The following is a 14,144-nucleotide window of genomic DNA, read 5'->3' as shown; positions in this document are numbered from 1 at the left end:
CGTCACTCGGGTCACTGGCCCGACCGCACCGTTCCGTGATCGGCCGCTTGCAGTGGCCGACCCCGTGCGCCTGGGTGATCATCTGTCGTGGGACGCCGAGGTCACTGGGACCGCGGCGCCGGGGGAACAGCGGGCACCGTCGGTGCAGAGCCGACGGCACCCCTGACACGGAGGGGAGTCATGGCCGACTCGAGCACCACGGACTTGAGCAAGGGCAAGCGGATCACCGGCGACGACCGGTCGTCGCTGGCTGACGAGCTGCGCAACCGGTACGACGGCGGCGAGAGCATCCGCTCGCTCGCCACCTCGACCAACCGCTCCTACGGATTCGTGCACCGCCTCCTGTCCGAGTCGGGGGCGACGTTGCGTGGCCGGGGCGGTGCGAACAGGAACGCGAAGAAGACTGCGTGACGGAGGCCGACTCCGGGTGGGTGAGGACGGCGCGGGACGGCGCCGTCCTCACCCTCATCCTCGATCGGCCCGACCAGCTCAACGCGCAGACCCCCGCCACCTGGGCCGCGCTGCGGTCGGTCGGTGAGGGCCTCGACGACGACGTGCGGGTGGTCGTCGTGCGCGGCGCGGGGCGGGCCTTCTCCGCCGGCCTGGACCGCCGCATGTTCGACCTCGCCGGGCGGGCCGGCGGTGGGCTCGGCGAGCTCGCGGCGCTGCCCGCGGAGGTCGCCCAGGAGCGGATCCGCGGGTACCAGGCGGCGTTCCGCTGGCTGCGCTCGCCGGGGATCGTGTCGCTGGCCGCCGTCCAGGGCCACGCCATCGGCGCCGGCGCGCAGCTCGCGCTCGCCTGCGACCTCCGGGTGGTCGCCGCGGACCTGCAGCTCCGGTTGCCGGAGGCGACGCTGGGCCTGGTCCCCGACCTCACCGGGACGAGCACCCTGGTGGAGCTGGTCGGGTACAGCCGCGCCCTGGAGATCTGCCTGACCGGCCGGGCCGTCGGGGCCGGGGAGGCGGTCGCCAGCGGGCTGGCGAACGTCGCCGTCCCGCGGGAGCAGCTGGACGGCGCTGTCGCCGACCTGGTCGCGGCGCTGCTGGCGCCCGACGCCGGCGCCGCCCGGGAGACCCTCGCGCTGCTGCGGTCCGCGGTGCGCAACGACCCCGGGGCACAGGACGCCGCCGAGCGCGCCGCCCAGGTCCGCCGGCTGGGGGCGCTCGCGGCCGGCCGCTGAGGAACAGGCCCCGTCCTGCCGGTGTTGACCGCGACACTCGGATCGTGCCGTCACCCGGTCGGCGCGGAGGGGAGAGGAGGCCGCGGTGGACTCTCCGATGACCTCCATGGCGGCGATGCGGTCGTTCCGCCAGGACGCGTCCGTGACCGCGCGGCAGATCCCGAAGGGGACGGTCCGGCGCATCCTCGGCATCGCCGGGCCCTACCGTCGCGAACTGATCGCCTTCCTCGCGCTGGTCGTGTTCTCCTCGGTGATCGGCGTGGTCACGCCGCTGCTGGCCGGGGACATCGTCAACCGCATCGCCGGGCTCACCGGCTCGGCGGGGGACGTCGTCCGGATCGCGCTGTTCGTCGCCGGCCTGGCCCTGCTCGACGCGGTCGCCTCGCTCGCCCAGCGCTGGTACTCCGCCCGGATCGGCGAGGGCGTCATCTACGACCTGCGCAGCCGGGTGTTCGAGCACGTGCAGCGGATGCCGGTCGCCTTCTTCACCCGGACCCAGACCGGCGCGCTGGTCAGCCGGCTGAACAACGACGTCATCGGCGCGCAGCGGGCGTTCACCTCGACGCTGTCCGGCGTCGTCTCCAACGTGATCGCGCTGGTGCTCACCGCCGGGGTCATGTTCAGCCTGTCCTGGCAGATCACCCTGCTGTCGATCGTCATGGTGCCGCTCTTCGTGCTGCCGGCGCAGCGGATCGGCAAGCGGCTGCAGGAGATCACCCGGGAGTCCTACGGCCTCAACGCGTCGATGAACGCGACGATGACCGAGCGGTTCAACGTGGCCGGGGCGCTGCTGGTGAAGCTGTTCGGGCGCCCGGAGGCCGAGGCGGAGTCCTTCCGCGGCCGGGCCGCCCGGGTCCGGGACATCGGCGTGCTCTCGGCGATGTACGGGCGGGTCTTCTTCACCTCGCTCACGCTGGTCGCCGCGCTGGCCACCGCGCTGGTCTACGGCCTGGGCGGGGCGCTGGCGTTCACCGGGTCGCTGTCGGCCGGCGACGTCGTCGCGCTGGCCCTGCTGCTGTCCCGGCTGTACGGCCCGCTGACCGCGCTGGCCAACGTGCGGGTCGACGTGATGAGCGCGCTGGTCAGCTTCGACCGGGTGTTCGAGGTGCTCGACCTGGCGCCGATGATCGCGGAGGCACCCGACGCCGTCCCGGTACCGGCCGGCGACCGGTCGATCGAGTTCGACCACGTGTCCTTCCGCTACCCGGCGCCCGCGGACGTGTCGCTGGCCTCGCTCGAGGACGTCGCCGTGCCCGAGCAGCACAGCGGCACGGACGTGCTGCACGACGTGTCGTTCCGGGCCGAGCCCGGTGAGCTGATCGCGCTGGTCGGGACGTCAGGGGCGGGCAAGTCGACGATGGCCGCCCTGGTGTCCCGGCTCTACGACGTCACCGGGGGAGCGGTGCGGGTCGGTGGGGTCGACGTCCGGCAGGTCACCAGTGCCTCGCTGCGCGACGCCATCGGCGTCGTCACCCAGGACGCGCACCTCTTCCACGACACCATCCGCGCGAACCTGCGCTACGCCCGGCCCGAGGCCACGGACGACGAGCTGTGGGCGGCACTGACCGGGGCCCGGATCGCCGCGCTGGTCGCGGCGCTGCCCGACGGGCTGGACACGGTCGTCGGCGACCGTGGGTACCGGATGTCCGGCGGGGAGAAGCAGCGGCTGGCGATCGCCCGGGTGCTGCTCAAGGCGCCGGGCATCGTCATCCTCGACGAGGCGACCGCGCACCTGGACAGCGAGTCGGAGGTGGCGGTGCAGCACGCGCTGGACGCCGCCCTGGCCGGCCGCACCTCCCTGGTGATCGCCCACCGGCTGTCGACCATCCGCGGCGCCGACCAGATCCTCGTCGTGGACGACGGCCGGATCGTCGAGCGCGGCACGCACGACGAGTTGCTCGCCGCCGGCGGTCACTACGCCGACCTGTACCGGACCCAGTTCGCGCCCGCTGAGGTCGCACACAGCTCGACCGCCGTGGTGTGACCCGACCTGAAATCTGGGTCACGAACCTGCGCGGCACCGGCGGGTCCCGTGGTCTACCGCACTCGTACCATGACAGTTTCGGGTGTACCGGCAGCCGCCGGTGGACCGCGCTGAGAAAAGGTGCCCATGACTGCTGACCCCCGTCCGATCGTTGCCTCCGGCAAGCCCTACGCCGTTGCCGTGCCGCCCATCGAGGGCTCGTCCTCCCTGGAGCAGTTCCTCGGGGACGCGGAGTTCACCATCGACGGGACCGGTGGCCTGCTGGTGATCCGCGGCCACGGCGTTCCGCTCGGCGAGGTGGTCCGGTTCCACGAGAAGGACCACATCGGCGGCAAGGACGTCCGGGTCTGGCACGTGTCCAAGCGCGACACCGGGTTCGTGGCCGAGCACGTCGCCGCCTTCTGACCGACCGGCAGGTCCGACCTCGGCCGGCCCGCGGCGCGGGGTGGGCAGCGTGCACTGGCGGGCCACTAGCGTGAACTGCTGTCCCACCCGCACCACCGGCAGGAGCAGTCGTTGAGCGCAGGCCATCCGCAGGACACCCAGATCCGGGCGCTGTACGCCCGCTTCATCGCCGGGTGGAACCAGCGCAGCGGGGTCACCGTGTCCTCGGTGTTCGCCGACGACGGCGAGATGATCGACCTCGACGGCACCCTGCGCAGCGGCCGGCTGACCATCGCCGCGGACATGCGGCGGCTGTTCACCGAGCGCGCCACACCGACTTTCGTCGGCATCGTCCGCTCGGTCCGCCGGCTCAGCGAGGACGTCGCCGTGCTGCACGCCGTCACCGGCATGATCCCGCCCGGGACGAACGCACTCGAGCCTGCCCTGCACACGGTGCACACGCTCGTCGCGGTGGACGACAGTCGCTGGAAGATCGCCGTCCTGCAGAGCACCCCCGCCCGCTACGGCGGCCGGGCGGACGTGGTGGCCGCGCTGACCGCGGAGCTCGAGGCCGCCCGGTGACCGTGCTGACCCGGGTCGCCGACCTGCTGGCCGACCCGACGGCGGCCGTGCTGCTGGACGTCCGCTGGGCGCTCGGCGACCCGCGCGGCCGGCAGCAGCACCTCGAGGGGCACCTGCCCGGCGCCGTGTACGTCGACCTGGAGACCGAGCTGGCCGCGCCGGGGTCGGCGGCCGAGGGCCGGCACCCGCTCCCGTCGGTGCAGTCACTGCAAGCAGCGGCGCGTCCGTGGGGTGTCTCGAACGGCTCCCGGGTCGTCGTGTACGACGCAGGGCCTGGGCTGGCCGCCGCCCGCGCCTGGTGGCTGCTGCGCTGGGGCGGGCTGGCCGACGTGACCATCCTGGACGGCGGGCTCGCGGCGTGGACGGCGGCGGGCGGGCCGGTCGAGCGCGGCGAGGTCGTCCCCGAGCCGGGGGACGTCACGCTGACCGGCGGGTGCCTGCCGACGCTGTCGATCGAGGAGGCCGCCGCGCTGCCCGGCGGCGGTGGCGTGCTGCTCGATGCCCGGGCCGCCGAGCGGTACCGCGGCGAGGTCGAGCCGGTCGACCCGCGGCCGGGGCACGTGCCTGGTGCGCTGAGCGCACCGACGGCCGGCAACGTGGGTCCGGACGGCCGCTTCCTTCCCGTCGCTGTACTCGCCGAGCGGTTCGCCCAGCTCGGGGTGCGGCCAGGGACGACGGTCGGGGTGTACTGCGGCTCCGGGGTCACCGCCGCCCACGAGGTGGCGGCCCTCGCCGAGGTGGGCATCGACGCGGCGCTGTGGCCGGGCTCCTGGTCGCAGTGGTCGGCCGACCCGGAGCGGCCGGCGGCGACCGGGACCGATGCCCCATGACGCGGCCGAACGCCGGGACCTGGGTGGTGGCCGGGCTGGCCGGCGTCGCGCACGCCGTCATCGGGGTGGTGTTCTACGCCGCCTCGGGGCTGGTCGCGCCGCTGTGGGCGATCGTCCTGCTGGGGCTCTGGTGGCTGGTGCTCGCGGTCGTCCTGGTCCGGCTGGCCCGGCGCGGGTCGTGGTGGACTCCCGTGGTGCCGCTGATCGCTTTCGGCACCTGGTGGGCCGCGCTCACCGCGGGCGAGCAGGCCCTCGGCTGGACCGCCTGAGCTCAAGCCGGAACGGTCGTCAGCGCGGCGTCGTAGCGGTCGAGGAGGACGGCGGCGATCCGCTCGTCCGGCAGCAATGGCGCCGTGACGGAATCCGCGCCGGCGTCCTGCAGCTTGTCGTGGAAGTGCCCCGGCGCGAGCAGGTAGGCCGCGACCACCACCTGCTCGGCGCCCGCCCGGCGCGCCGCGGTCACCGCGCCCGCGACCGGAGGCTGCGCGGCGGAGCCGTACCCGGTCGTCACCGGTCCCGCCCAGCTCCGCTGCAGCAGGTCGGCGGTGTCCTCGACGTCCTGGACCGACCGGGGGTCGCTGGAGCCGGCGGCGGCGAGCACGATCGCGGTGAGCGGGTCGCGGGGGTCGGCACCGGCCCCGGCCAGCCGGTCGGTGAGCACCGCGGCCAGCCGGGGGTCCGGGCCCAGCGGCCGCGCGGCGACGGCTTGGGGGTGGGCGGCGACCGCACCCGCGATGTCGACGTGGACGTGGTACCCGCCGGACAGCAGCAGCGGGACGACGACCGCCGGGGTGGCCGTGTCGGCGAGACCCCGCACCACGTCGACCACGGTGGGCGGCTGGACGTCGACGAACGCGGCGGTCGTCCGCAGTCCGGGGCGGAGCGCGCGGGCCGCCAGCGCCAGCTCGGCGATCAGCCGCCGTCCCGTCGGGTTGCGCGTGCCGTGCGCGCACGCCACGAGCACGTGGCCCCCTCGCAGGGGCCCACCGCGAGCCTGCGAGTGGTGGGGGGCGAGGGGGTCCTTCATCACAGCGCGCGGATGGCGCCGCCGTCGACCGGGATCATCACGCCGGTCAGGTACGAGGCCGCGGGGGAGAGGGCGAACGCCGCGACGGCACCGAACTCGGCAGGTTCCCCCACCCGGCGCAGCGGGATCGAGGCCTCGGTGCGGGCGCGCATGGCCGTCGCGTCGCCCGAGGCCGCCTCGATCTCGGTGATCCGGTCGGTCGCGATCGTCCCCGGCAGGAAACCGAGGACACGGACGCCCCGCGGGCCCAGCTCGTCGGCCAGGGCCTTGGCGGTCATCGCCAGCCCGGGCCGCAGCCCGTTGGAGATGGCCAGGTGGCCGATCGGCTGGCGCACCGACGTCGAGAGCACGAACCCGATCGCCGCGCCCTCGGCCAGGTGCGGAACCAGCGCCCGGACCAGCCGCAGCGGCCCGACCAGCACCGACTCGAAGCCCGCCCGCCAGGCGTCCTCGCCGACCTCGAGCACCGAGCCCGGTGCGGGGCCGCCGACGGAGATCAGGGCGCCGTCCACCCGGCCGAGCCGGTCCAGCGCTGCGCCCACCAGGGTCTCGGCCGTGCCGGCGTCCGCGAGGTCGGCCGGGACGCCGGACGCCGCCGGCGCCCCACCGAGTGAGGCGACGGCGGCGTCCACGGAGTCGGCGCCGCGGGAGCTGATCAGCACCCGGGCGCCGTCGTCGACCAGGGCCCGGGCGGTCGCGAACCCCAGCCCCCGGCTCGCGCCGGTGAGCAGGTAGCCGCGACCGCCCAGTCCCAGGTCCATCAGGCGGTGACGGTCCCGCGCAGCGAGCGCAGCACGAACTGCATGATCCCGCCGTTGCGGTAGTAGCTCGCCTCACCGGGGGTGTCGATCCGGACCGTGGCGTCGAACTCCACGTCACCGGCCTTGACCTTCACCGTGCGCGGGATCGTGCCGTCGTTCAGCGCGGTCACCCCGGTGATCTCGAACGTCTCGTCCCCGGTCAGGCCGAGGGACTCACGGTTCTGCCCCTCCGGGTACTGCAGCGGCAGCACGCCCATGCCGATCAGGTTCGACCGGTGGATCCGCTCGTAGCTCTCGGCGATGACCGCCTTGACCCCGAGCAGCGCCGTCCCCTTGGCCGCCCAGTCGCGGGAGGAGCCGGAGCCGTACTCCTTGCCCGCGAGCACGACCAGCGGGATGCCGGCGTCGATGTAGGCGCGTGAGGCGTCGTAGATCGACGTCGTCTCGCCGGTGAGGTGGTTCTTGGTGACGCCACCCTCGGTGCCGGGCACGAGCAGGTTCCGCAGCCGGATGTTGGCGAACGTGCCGCGGATCATGACCTCGTGGTTCCCGCGGCGGGACCCGTAGGAGTTGAAGTCGCGGCGCTCGATGCCGTGCTCCTGCAGGTACCGGCCGGCGGGGGAGTCGGCCTTGATCGAGCCGGCCGGGGAGATGTGGTCGGTCGTGACCGAGTCACCCAGGACGGCCAGTGTGCGGGCGCCGGTGATGTCCTCGACCGGGGTCGGCTCGGCCGGCATGCCCTCGAAGTACGGGGGCTTCCGGACGTAGGTGCTCTGCGGGTCCCACGAGAACGTGTTCCCGGACGGCGTGGGCAGGTTCTGCCACTGCTCGGTGCCGGCGAAGACGTCCTCGTAGCTGCGGCCGAACTGCTCCGCCGAGACCGCCATGTCGATGGTCCGCTGGACCTCCTGCGGCGACGGCCAGATGTCGTGCAGGAAGACGTCGTTGCCGTCGGGGTCCTGGCCCAGCGGGTCGTTGTTCAGGTCGACGTCCATGGAGCCGGCCAGCGCGTAGGCGATGACCAGCGGCGGGGACGCCAGGTAGTTCATCTTGACGTCAGGGTTGATCCGGCCCTCGAAGTTCCGGTTGCCCGAGAGCACCGAGACGACGGCGAGGTCGGCCTCGTTGACCGCCTTGCTGACCGGCTCCGGCAGCGGCCCGGAGTTGCCGATGCAGGTCGTGCAGCCGTAGCCGACCAGGTAGAAGCCGAGCTTCTCCAGGTAGGGGGTGAGCTCGGCCTTCTCGTAGTAGTCCATGACGACCTTGGAGCCCGGCGCCAGCGTCGTCTTGACCCACGGCTTGGTGGTGAGGCCCCGCTCGACGGCCTTCTTGGCCAGCAGCGCCGCGCCGATCATCACCTGCGGGTTGGACGTGTTGGTGCAGGAGGTGATCGCCGCGATCACGACGTGGCCGTGGTCGACGAAGGTCTCCGTGCCGTCCTCCATGACCACCCGGGTCGGGCGGGAGGCCCGCTCCGTGCTGGGGCTGCCGTGGACGGCGGTGTGCGGCTTGCCGGCCGCGCCGTTGCCGTGCGCGAACGGGCTGGCCGGGTCGGAGGCGGGGAAGGACTCCTCGGACGCCTCGTCGACGTTGGACTCGGCCTCCGGCGCGACGTCGGGGTCGTGCGAGACCTGGTCGAGCTGGGCGTAGGTCGGCAGCGCCTCGCGGAACGCCTCCTTGGCCTCGGTGATCGCGACCCGGTCCTGCGGGCGCTTCGGGCCGGCGATCGACGGGACGACGGTGGCGAGGTCCAGCTCCAGGTACTCGGAGAACGCCGGCTCGCGGGACGCGTCGTGCCAGAGGCCCTGCTCCTTGGCGTAGACCTCGACCAGCTTGACCTGCTCCTCGCTGCGGCCGGTGAGCTGCAGGTAGGTGATGGTCTCCCCGTCGATGGGGAACATCGCCGCGGTCGAGCCGAACTCCGGGCTCATGTTGCCGATCGTGGCCCGGTTGGCCAGCGGGACGGCGGAGACGCCGGCGCCGTAGAACTCCACGAACTTCCCGACCACGCCGTGCTCGCGCAGCATCTCGGTGATGGTGAGCACCAGGTCGGTGGCGGTGGCGCCGTCGGGCAGCTCGCCGGTCAACTTGAAGCCGACCACCCGGGGGATGAGCATCGAGACCGGCTGACCGAGCATCGCGGCCTCGGCCTCGATGCCACCGACGCCCCAGCCCAGCACGCCCAGGCCGTTGACCATCGTGGTGTGGGAGTCGGTGCCCACGCAGGTGTCGGGGTAGGCCAGCGTGCGGTTCCCTTCGGCGCGCGGGAAGACCACGCGGGCCAGGTGCTCGATGTTGACCTGGTGGACGATGCCGGTGCCCGGGGGGACGACCTTGAAGTCGTCGAACGCGCCCTGGCCCCAGCGGAGGAACTGGTAGCGCTCGCCGTTGCGCTGGTACTCGATCTCGACGTTGCGCTCGAAGGACTCCGGGGTGCCGAAGACGTCGGCGATCACCGAGTGGTCGATGACCAGCTCGGCCGGGGCGAGCGGGTTGATCTTCTGCGGGTCGCCACCCAGGTCGGCCATCGCCTCGCGCATGGTGGCCAGGTCGACGATGCAGGGGACGCCGGTGAAGTCCTGCATCACCACGCGTGCCGGGGTGAACTGGATCTCCTGGTCCGGCTCCGCCGACGGGTCCCAGTTGGCCAGGGCACGGATGTGGTCGGCGGTGATGTTCGCGCCGTCCTCGGTGCGGAGGAGGTTCTCCAGCAGGACCTTCAGGCTGAAGGGCAGCTTCTCAGCGCCCTCCACCGCGTCGAGCCGGAAGATGTCGTACTCGGTGCCGTCGACGTCGAGCGTCGCCCGGGCTCCAAAGCTGTCCTTGCTGGCTGCCACTGCTGCGCCTCACCCTCAATGGTCCTGCGCGCGCTACTGCTGCGCCTCGATGTTCCACCCGACATCTTCCCAGCCCCGTGCCGGGTTCGCGGACCAAGGCCACCCTTTCCTCACCCAGCGTGAGCCGCGTCACCGCTGCGTGCGCGCCGCCTACCGTGGGACGGCGTGACGGTGCCCGACCCGCTGCCCGATGCCCGGCGCATCTGCGTCCTCACGGGGGCGGGGATCTCCACCGACAGCGGCATCCCCGACTACCGGGGCCCGCGGGGCGTGTGGACCCGCGACCCGGACGCCGAGAAGCTGGTGACCCTGGGCTACTACATGCGCGACCCGGAGATCCGCCGCCGCTCGTGGCTGATGCGCAGGGACCTGGCGACGGCCGGCGTCCGGCCCAACGCGGGGCACGCGGCGCTGGCGGAGCTGGAGCGCCAGGGCCGGCTGCGGGCGCTGCTCACCCAGAACATCGACGGGCTGCACCAGGCTGCCGGGTCCTCGCCCGCCGTGGTCCGGGAGCTGCACGGCACCGTGCACGAGGTGGAGTGCACCGGCTGCGGCCACCGGATGCCCACCGTCCAGGTGCTGTGCCGGCTGGACGACGGCGACCCGGATCCGGCGTGCCCGGTGTGCGGCGGTGTGCTGAAGACGGCCACGGTCTACTTCGGGCAGGCCCTGGACCCCGCGGTGATCGGGGCCGCGGCGGAGGCGGCGGCCGACTGCGACGTGTTCCTCGCCGTCGGCACCTCGCTCCAGGTGCACCCCGCCGCCGGCCTGGTCGAGGTGGCCGCCGGGAACGGCGCCCGCGTCGTCGTCGTCAACGCCGAGCCCACTCCCTACGACCCGCTGGCCGACCTCGTCGTCCGTGAGCCGATCAGCGCCGCGCTGCCGCGACTGCTCGCCCGCGACGACGGGGCGTCCGGCAGCCCCCTGGCCGGTTAGCGTGACACGCACCACGTCCAGCGGCCGGCGACGCAGCCGGCCTCGGCACCGGGAGCCGGCATGCGCGTGCCCCTCACCACCCGTGACTTCCTCGACCGCGCGGAGCTGGTCTACGGCGACCGCGTCGGCGTCGTCGACGAGCCAGCCCAGCCGGCCCCGTCCCTCGGCGAGCTGACCTACCGCGAGGTCGCCCGCCGCGCCCGTGCCGTGCAGGCCGGCCTCGACGGTCTCGGCGTGGGGGAGGGCGAGCGGGTGGCCGTGGTCAGCCACAACTCGGCCCGGCTGCTGGAGTTGCTGTTCGGCGTCCCGTCGTCCGGGCGGGTGCTCGTGCCGATCAACTTCCGGCTGCAGCCGGAGGAGGTGCGGTACATCGTCGAGCACAGCGGCGCGCAGGTGCTGGTGGTCGACCCGGAGCTGCAGCCGCTGCTGAGCGGGGTCGGCGCGAAGCACCGCTTCGTGGTGGGGGAGGAGTACGAGTCCGGGCTGCTGCGGTTCGACGCCGAGCCCGCCCCGTGGGCCGAGCCCGACGAGGAGGCCACCGCCACGGTCAACTACACGAGCGGGACCACCGCGCGGCCCAAGGGCGTGCAGATGACCCACCGCAACCTGTGGGTCAACGCGGTGACCTTCGGCGTGCACATGCAGGTCGGCGACCGCGACGTCTACCTGCACACGCTGCCGATGTTCCACTGCAACGGCTGGGGGCTGCCCTACACGGCGGCCGGCGTGGGGGCGACGCAGGTCGTCCTGCGCAAGGTGGACGGGGTGGAGATCCTGCGCCGGGTCGAGCGGCACGGAGTCACGCTGATGGCCGGGGCGCCGGCGGTGTGGAACGCCGTCCTCGACGCCGCCGCGGAGTGGAACGGCGAGGTCCCCGGCCGGGACCGCGTCCGGATCATCGTCGCCGGGGCCCCGCCGCCGTCGCGCACCATCGCCCGGGTCGAGGAGGAGCTCGGCTGGGAGTTCAACCAGATCTACGGCCTCACGGAGACCGCGCCGCTGCTGACCATCAACCGCCCGCGGGCCGAGTACGACGACCTCGACCCGCAGGACCGGGCGAAGGCGCTGGCCCGCGCCGGGGTCCCGGCGCTGGGCACCCGGCTCTCCACCAACGCGTCAGGGGAGGTGCTGGCCCAGGGCAACACGGTGCTCGAGGGCTACTGGGAGAACCCGGAGGCGTCCGCGGACGCACTCGAGGGCGGCTGGTTCCACACCGGGGACGGCGGCTCGCTCGACGACGGCGGCTACCTCACGATCTCCGACCGCAAGAAGGACGTGATCATCACCGGCGGGGAGAACGTGTCCTCGATCGAGGTGGAGGACGCCGTCTTCAGCCACCCCGCGGTGGCCGAGGTCGCGGTGATCGGGGTGCCCGACGACAAGTGGGGCGAGATGGTCACCGCCCTCGTGGTGCTCGCCGAAGGGGCGACGGCCACCGACGCGGAGATCATCGCGCACTGCCGCGCCCGGCTGGCCCACTACAAGGCGCCCAAGCGGGTGGAGTTCCGGGAGGCGATCCCGCGGACCGCCACCGGCAAGATCCAGAAGTTCAAGCTCCGCCAGGAGTTCTGGTCGGCATCCGACCGCCAGTAGAAGGACCCCGTCGCCTCTCAGAAGGACCCCGTCCTCCCCACCCTTCGCGAGCTCGGGGCGGTGGAAGGACCCCGTCCTCCTCACCCCTCGCAAGCTCGGGGCGAGCCTCGGGACGGGGCCTGAGGTGGCCATTCCAGCACGTCACGAGCCCTGAACGCGCGCTGAGCGCGGGTGTCCTCCCTTCGGGGGAGATCCACCCGCGCGGCTCGGTCCGTACGCCGGACCGGTCGATGACCAGGTCGAGAGCACACCCCGACGGGTGTGCCTGGACTGGTCGAGACCGGGTTCGCCCCTGCGGTGGACCGGGCAGCGGAGGAGCAGCTCAGTGCGCGAGCAGGTCGGGACACGGATCGGACGCCGGACGAGGGGCCGCTGGGCCCGCCGCGTGATCGGGGCGGGAGCGGTCGCCGTCGTCGGCCTCGTCGGGTTCCAGGGCACGGCGACGGCCGCGCCGGTCAACCCCAGCGACGCGCAGATCAGCGCGGCGGAGCAGGCCAAGGCCGACGCGGCGACGCGGATCGGTGAGATCACCGCCCAGCTCGCCGAGGCCCAGGCCGCCGCCGACGCCGCCTCCGCGGCCTCCCACATCGCGCTGCAGGACTACGAGGAGAAGCAGGAGGCCTACGACGCGGCCCGGGCGACAGCGGACGCGGCCGCCGCCGCCGCGCTCCAGGCCGCCGCCGACCTCGACCAGGGGCGCGCGGACGTCGCGACCTTCGCCCGGGAGAGCTACATCCAGGGCAGCACCGCGTCGGGCACCGTCGCGCTGCTCAGCGCGGACGGCCCGGCGCAGCTCATCGAGCGGGCCGCGTTGCTGAACGCGGCCGGCGAGCACCGGACCGACGTGCTCGCCCAGCTGACCGTGCTGCAGGAGCAGGCCACCGCGGCCGACGAGGTCGCCAAGGCGGCGGTCGCCCAGGCCGACGCGCTCAAGACCGAGGCCGAAGCGCTGCTGGCCGCCGCGCAGGCCCAGGAGATCGCCTCCCGCGGCCAGGCCGACGCCCTCGCCGCGCAGCAGGTGTCCGTGCAGGCCGAGCTCGAGCAGGCGCAGCAGACGCTGTACGGCCTGGAGGGCGCCCGTGCGGCTGCCGAGGCCCACGCGCAGCAGCAGGCCGCCGCGGCGGCAGCCGCCGCGGCCGCGCAGCGGGCCACCGCCTCCGCGTCGTCCGCCGGCTCGTCGTCGTCCGGGGGCTCGTCCGGGTCGTCGTCGTCCCGGCCGTCGGCGGGCTCCTCGGGGTCGGCCTCGGGTGGGTCGGCCTCGGGTGGGTCGGCCTCCGGTGGGTCGGCCTCCGGTGGGTCGTCGTCCGGGAGCGCGTCGTCCGGGAGCGCGTCGTCCGGCGGGGGGACGACGGCGAGCGCGCCGTCCGGGTCCGCCGTCCAGACCGCGATCGCCGCCGCCAGGAGCCAGCTCGGCCTCCCGTACTCGTGGGGCGGCGGTGGCAGCAGCGGCCCCAGCTACGGCATCTCGCCGGACACCAGCATCTGGGGCTTCGACTGCTCGGGTCTCACCCAGTACGCGTACGCCAAGGCCGGGATCGCCATCGGTGGCACCAGCCGGGAGCAGTGGAACCGCTTCAGCGGCAGCACCGTCGCGAAGTCCGACCTGCAGGCCGGGGACCTGGTCTTCTGGGCCACCGGGAGCTCGTACACGTCGATCTACCACGTGGCGCTCTACATCGGCGGCGGCCAGGTGGTCCAGGCCCCGCAGAGCGGCGACGTCGTCAAGATCAGCAGCATGTGGTACGGCGCGGACTACTTCGGCGCCGTCCGGCCGACCGGCTGACGAAGGACCCTCGTCCCCACTTCTCGCAGGCTCGCGGCGGGACGCGAGAGGGGCCGGGAGGAGCCCAGACGTGAGGGCGTCGGGCAGCCACGGGGGGAGCTGCCCGACGCGCTGATGAGGCTAGCAGTCAAGTCGTTACGGAAGTGCGCTCACGACGCGCCCGATGCGCTCCACCTCGACGGTGGCGTGTCGCAGCAGAGTGCAACGGTGGACCCGCTGTCTGCACCGAGTGCCCGCACAGCCGGT

13 protein-coding genes are annotated in these 14,144 nt (G+C 73.6%); 10 read left to right on the top strand and 3 right to left on the bottom strand.

All coding sequences use genetic code 11. The features are described from left to right. Positions 1–180 precede the first annotated feature (180 nt). From HK417_RS13015 to HK417_RS12985, 7 genes are all read left to right on the top strand, one after another. The gene (locus HK417_RS13015; protein ID WP_222267087.1) at positions 181–411 is read left to right on the top strand and encodes a helix-turn-helix domain-containing protein; all 231 of its coding nucleotides are present in this window, start codon (positions 181–183) and stop codon (positions 409–411) included. Further along, positions 408–1,181 (top strand): enoyl-CoA hydratase/isomerase family protein, encoded by a 774-nt coding sequence (locus HK417_RS13010; RefSeq protein ID WP_222267085.1) that lies wholly within the window; start codon positions 408–410, stop codon positions 1,179–1,181. Before HK417_RS13015 ends, HK417_RS13010 begins: the two co-directional genes overlap by 4 nt. 85 nt (positions 1,182–1,266) lie before the next feature. Then, entirely contained in the window at positions 1,267–3,165 is a 1,899-nt protein-coding gene (locus HK417_RS13005) for an ABC transporter ATP-binding protein (RefSeq protein ID WP_308123557.1), read from the top strand. Positions 3,166–3,291: 126 nt separating this feature from the next. Next, positions 3,292–3,570, top strand: a complete 279-nt coding sequence (locus tag HK417_RS13000; protein ID WP_222267083.1) for a hypothetical protein — start codon at positions 3,292–3,294, stop codon at positions 3,568–3,570. A 111-nt stretch (positions 3,571–3,681) separates the two neighbouring features. Beyond that, on the top strand, positions 3,682–4,131 hold the full coding sequence (locus HK417_RS12995; RefSeq protein WP_222267081.1) for an SgcJ/EcaC family oxidoreductase: 450 nt from the start codon (positions 3,682–3,684) through the stop codon (positions 4,129–4,131). Further along, a complete protein-coding gene (locus tag HK417_RS12990) occupies positions 4,128–4,961 on the top strand; it encodes a sulfurtransferase (protein ID WP_222267079.1) in 834 nt (277 codons plus the stop codon). Before HK417_RS12995 ends, HK417_RS12990 begins: the two co-directional genes overlap by 4 nt. After that, positions 4,958–5,230, top strand: a complete 273-nt coding sequence (locus HK417_RS12985; RefSeq protein ID WP_222267077.1) for a hypothetical protein — start codon at positions 4,958–4,960, stop codon at positions 5,228–5,230. The genes HK417_RS12990 and HK417_RS12985 overlap by 4 nt, the downstream gene beginning before the upstream one ends. A gap of 2 nt (positions 5,231–5,232) precedes the next feature. On the opposite strand, the gene HK417_RS12980 is transcribed toward HK417_RS12985, so the two are convergent. The 3 genes from HK417_RS12980 to HK417_RS12970 all read right to left on the bottom strand — a co-directional run bounded on the left by HK417_RS12980 (position 5,233) and on the right by HK417_RS12970 (position 9,586). Beyond that, a complete protein-coding gene (locus HK417_RS12980; RefSeq protein ID WP_308123556.1) occupies positions 5,233–5,925 on the bottom strand; it encodes a sirohydrochlorin chelatase in 693 nt (230 codons plus the stop codon). A 62-nt stretch (positions 5,926–5,987) separates the two neighbouring features. Continuing rightward, positions 5,988–6,749: an SDR family oxidoreductase gene (locus HK417_RS12975; protein WP_222267076.1), complete on the bottom strand. Its 762-nt coding sequence runs from the start codon at positions 6,747–6,749 to the stop codon at positions 5,988–5,990. Then, positions 6,749–9,586, bottom strand: a complete 2,838-nt coding sequence (locus HK417_RS12970; protein ID WP_222267074.1) for an aconitate hydratase — start codon at positions 9,584–9,586, stop codon at positions 6,749–6,751. The genes HK417_RS12975 and HK417_RS12970 overlap by 1 nt, the downstream gene beginning before the upstream one ends. A 165-nt stretch (positions 9,587–9,751) precedes the next feature. Between HK417_RS12970 and HK417_RS12965 the strand changes: the two genes are divergently transcribed. From HK417_RS12965 to HK417_RS12955, 3 genes are all read left to right on the top strand, one after another. Further along, positions 9,752–10,522, top strand: coding sequence for an SIR2 family NAD-dependent protein deacylase (locus HK417_RS12965; RefSeq protein ID WP_308123555.1), 771 nt, complete (start codon positions 9,752–9,754; stop codon positions 10,520–10,522). 60 nt (positions 10,523–10,582) lie between these two features. Beyond that, complete coding sequence (locus HK417_RS12960) at positions 10,583–12,115, top strand: AMP-binding protein (protein ID WP_222267072.1); 1,533 nt, start codon at positions 10,583–10,585, stop codon at positions 12,113–12,115. Positions 12,116–12,440: 325 nt separating this feature from the next. Then, the gene (locus HK417_RS12955; protein WP_308123554.1) at positions 12,441–13,898 is read left to right on the top strand and encodes a C40 family peptidase; all 1,458 of its coding nucleotides are present in this window, start codon (positions 12,441–12,443) and stop codon (positions 13,896–13,898) included. The last annotated feature ends 246 nt before the right edge of the window (positions 13,899–14,144 follow it).

This window comes from Modestobacter marinus (assembly GCF_019799945.1).
Lineage (GTDB): Bacteria > Actinomycetota > Actinomycetes > Mycobacteriales > Geodermatophilaceae > Modestobacter > Modestobacter marinus_B.
Note: the sequence above shows the minus strand (reverse complement) of the source record. Positions and strands in the feature narration are given on the sequence as shown.

Excerpts from the sequence above, each read along its gene's own strand:
- HK417_RS12985 (WP_222267077.1), top strand. The coding sequence starts at position 4,958 with ATGACGCGGCCGAACGCCGGGACCTGGGTGGTGGCCGGGCTGGCCGGC.
- HK417_RS13000 (WP_222267083.1), top strand. The coding sequence starts at position 3,292 with ATGACTGCTGACCCCCGTCCGATCGTTGCCTCCGGCAAGCCCTACGCC.
- HK417_RS13015 (WP_222267087.1), top strand. The coding sequence starts at position 181 with ATGGCCGACTCGAGCACCACGGACTTGAGCAAGGGCAAGCGGATCACC.
- HK417_RS12975 (WP_222267076.1), bottom strand. The coding sequence starts at position 6,749 with ATGGACCTGGGACTGGGCGGTCGCGGCTACCTGCTCACCGGCGCGAGC.
- HK417_RS12960 (WP_222267072.1), top strand. The coding sequence starts at position 10,583 with ATGCGCGTGCCCCTCACCACCCGTGACTTCCTCGACCGCGCGGAGCTG.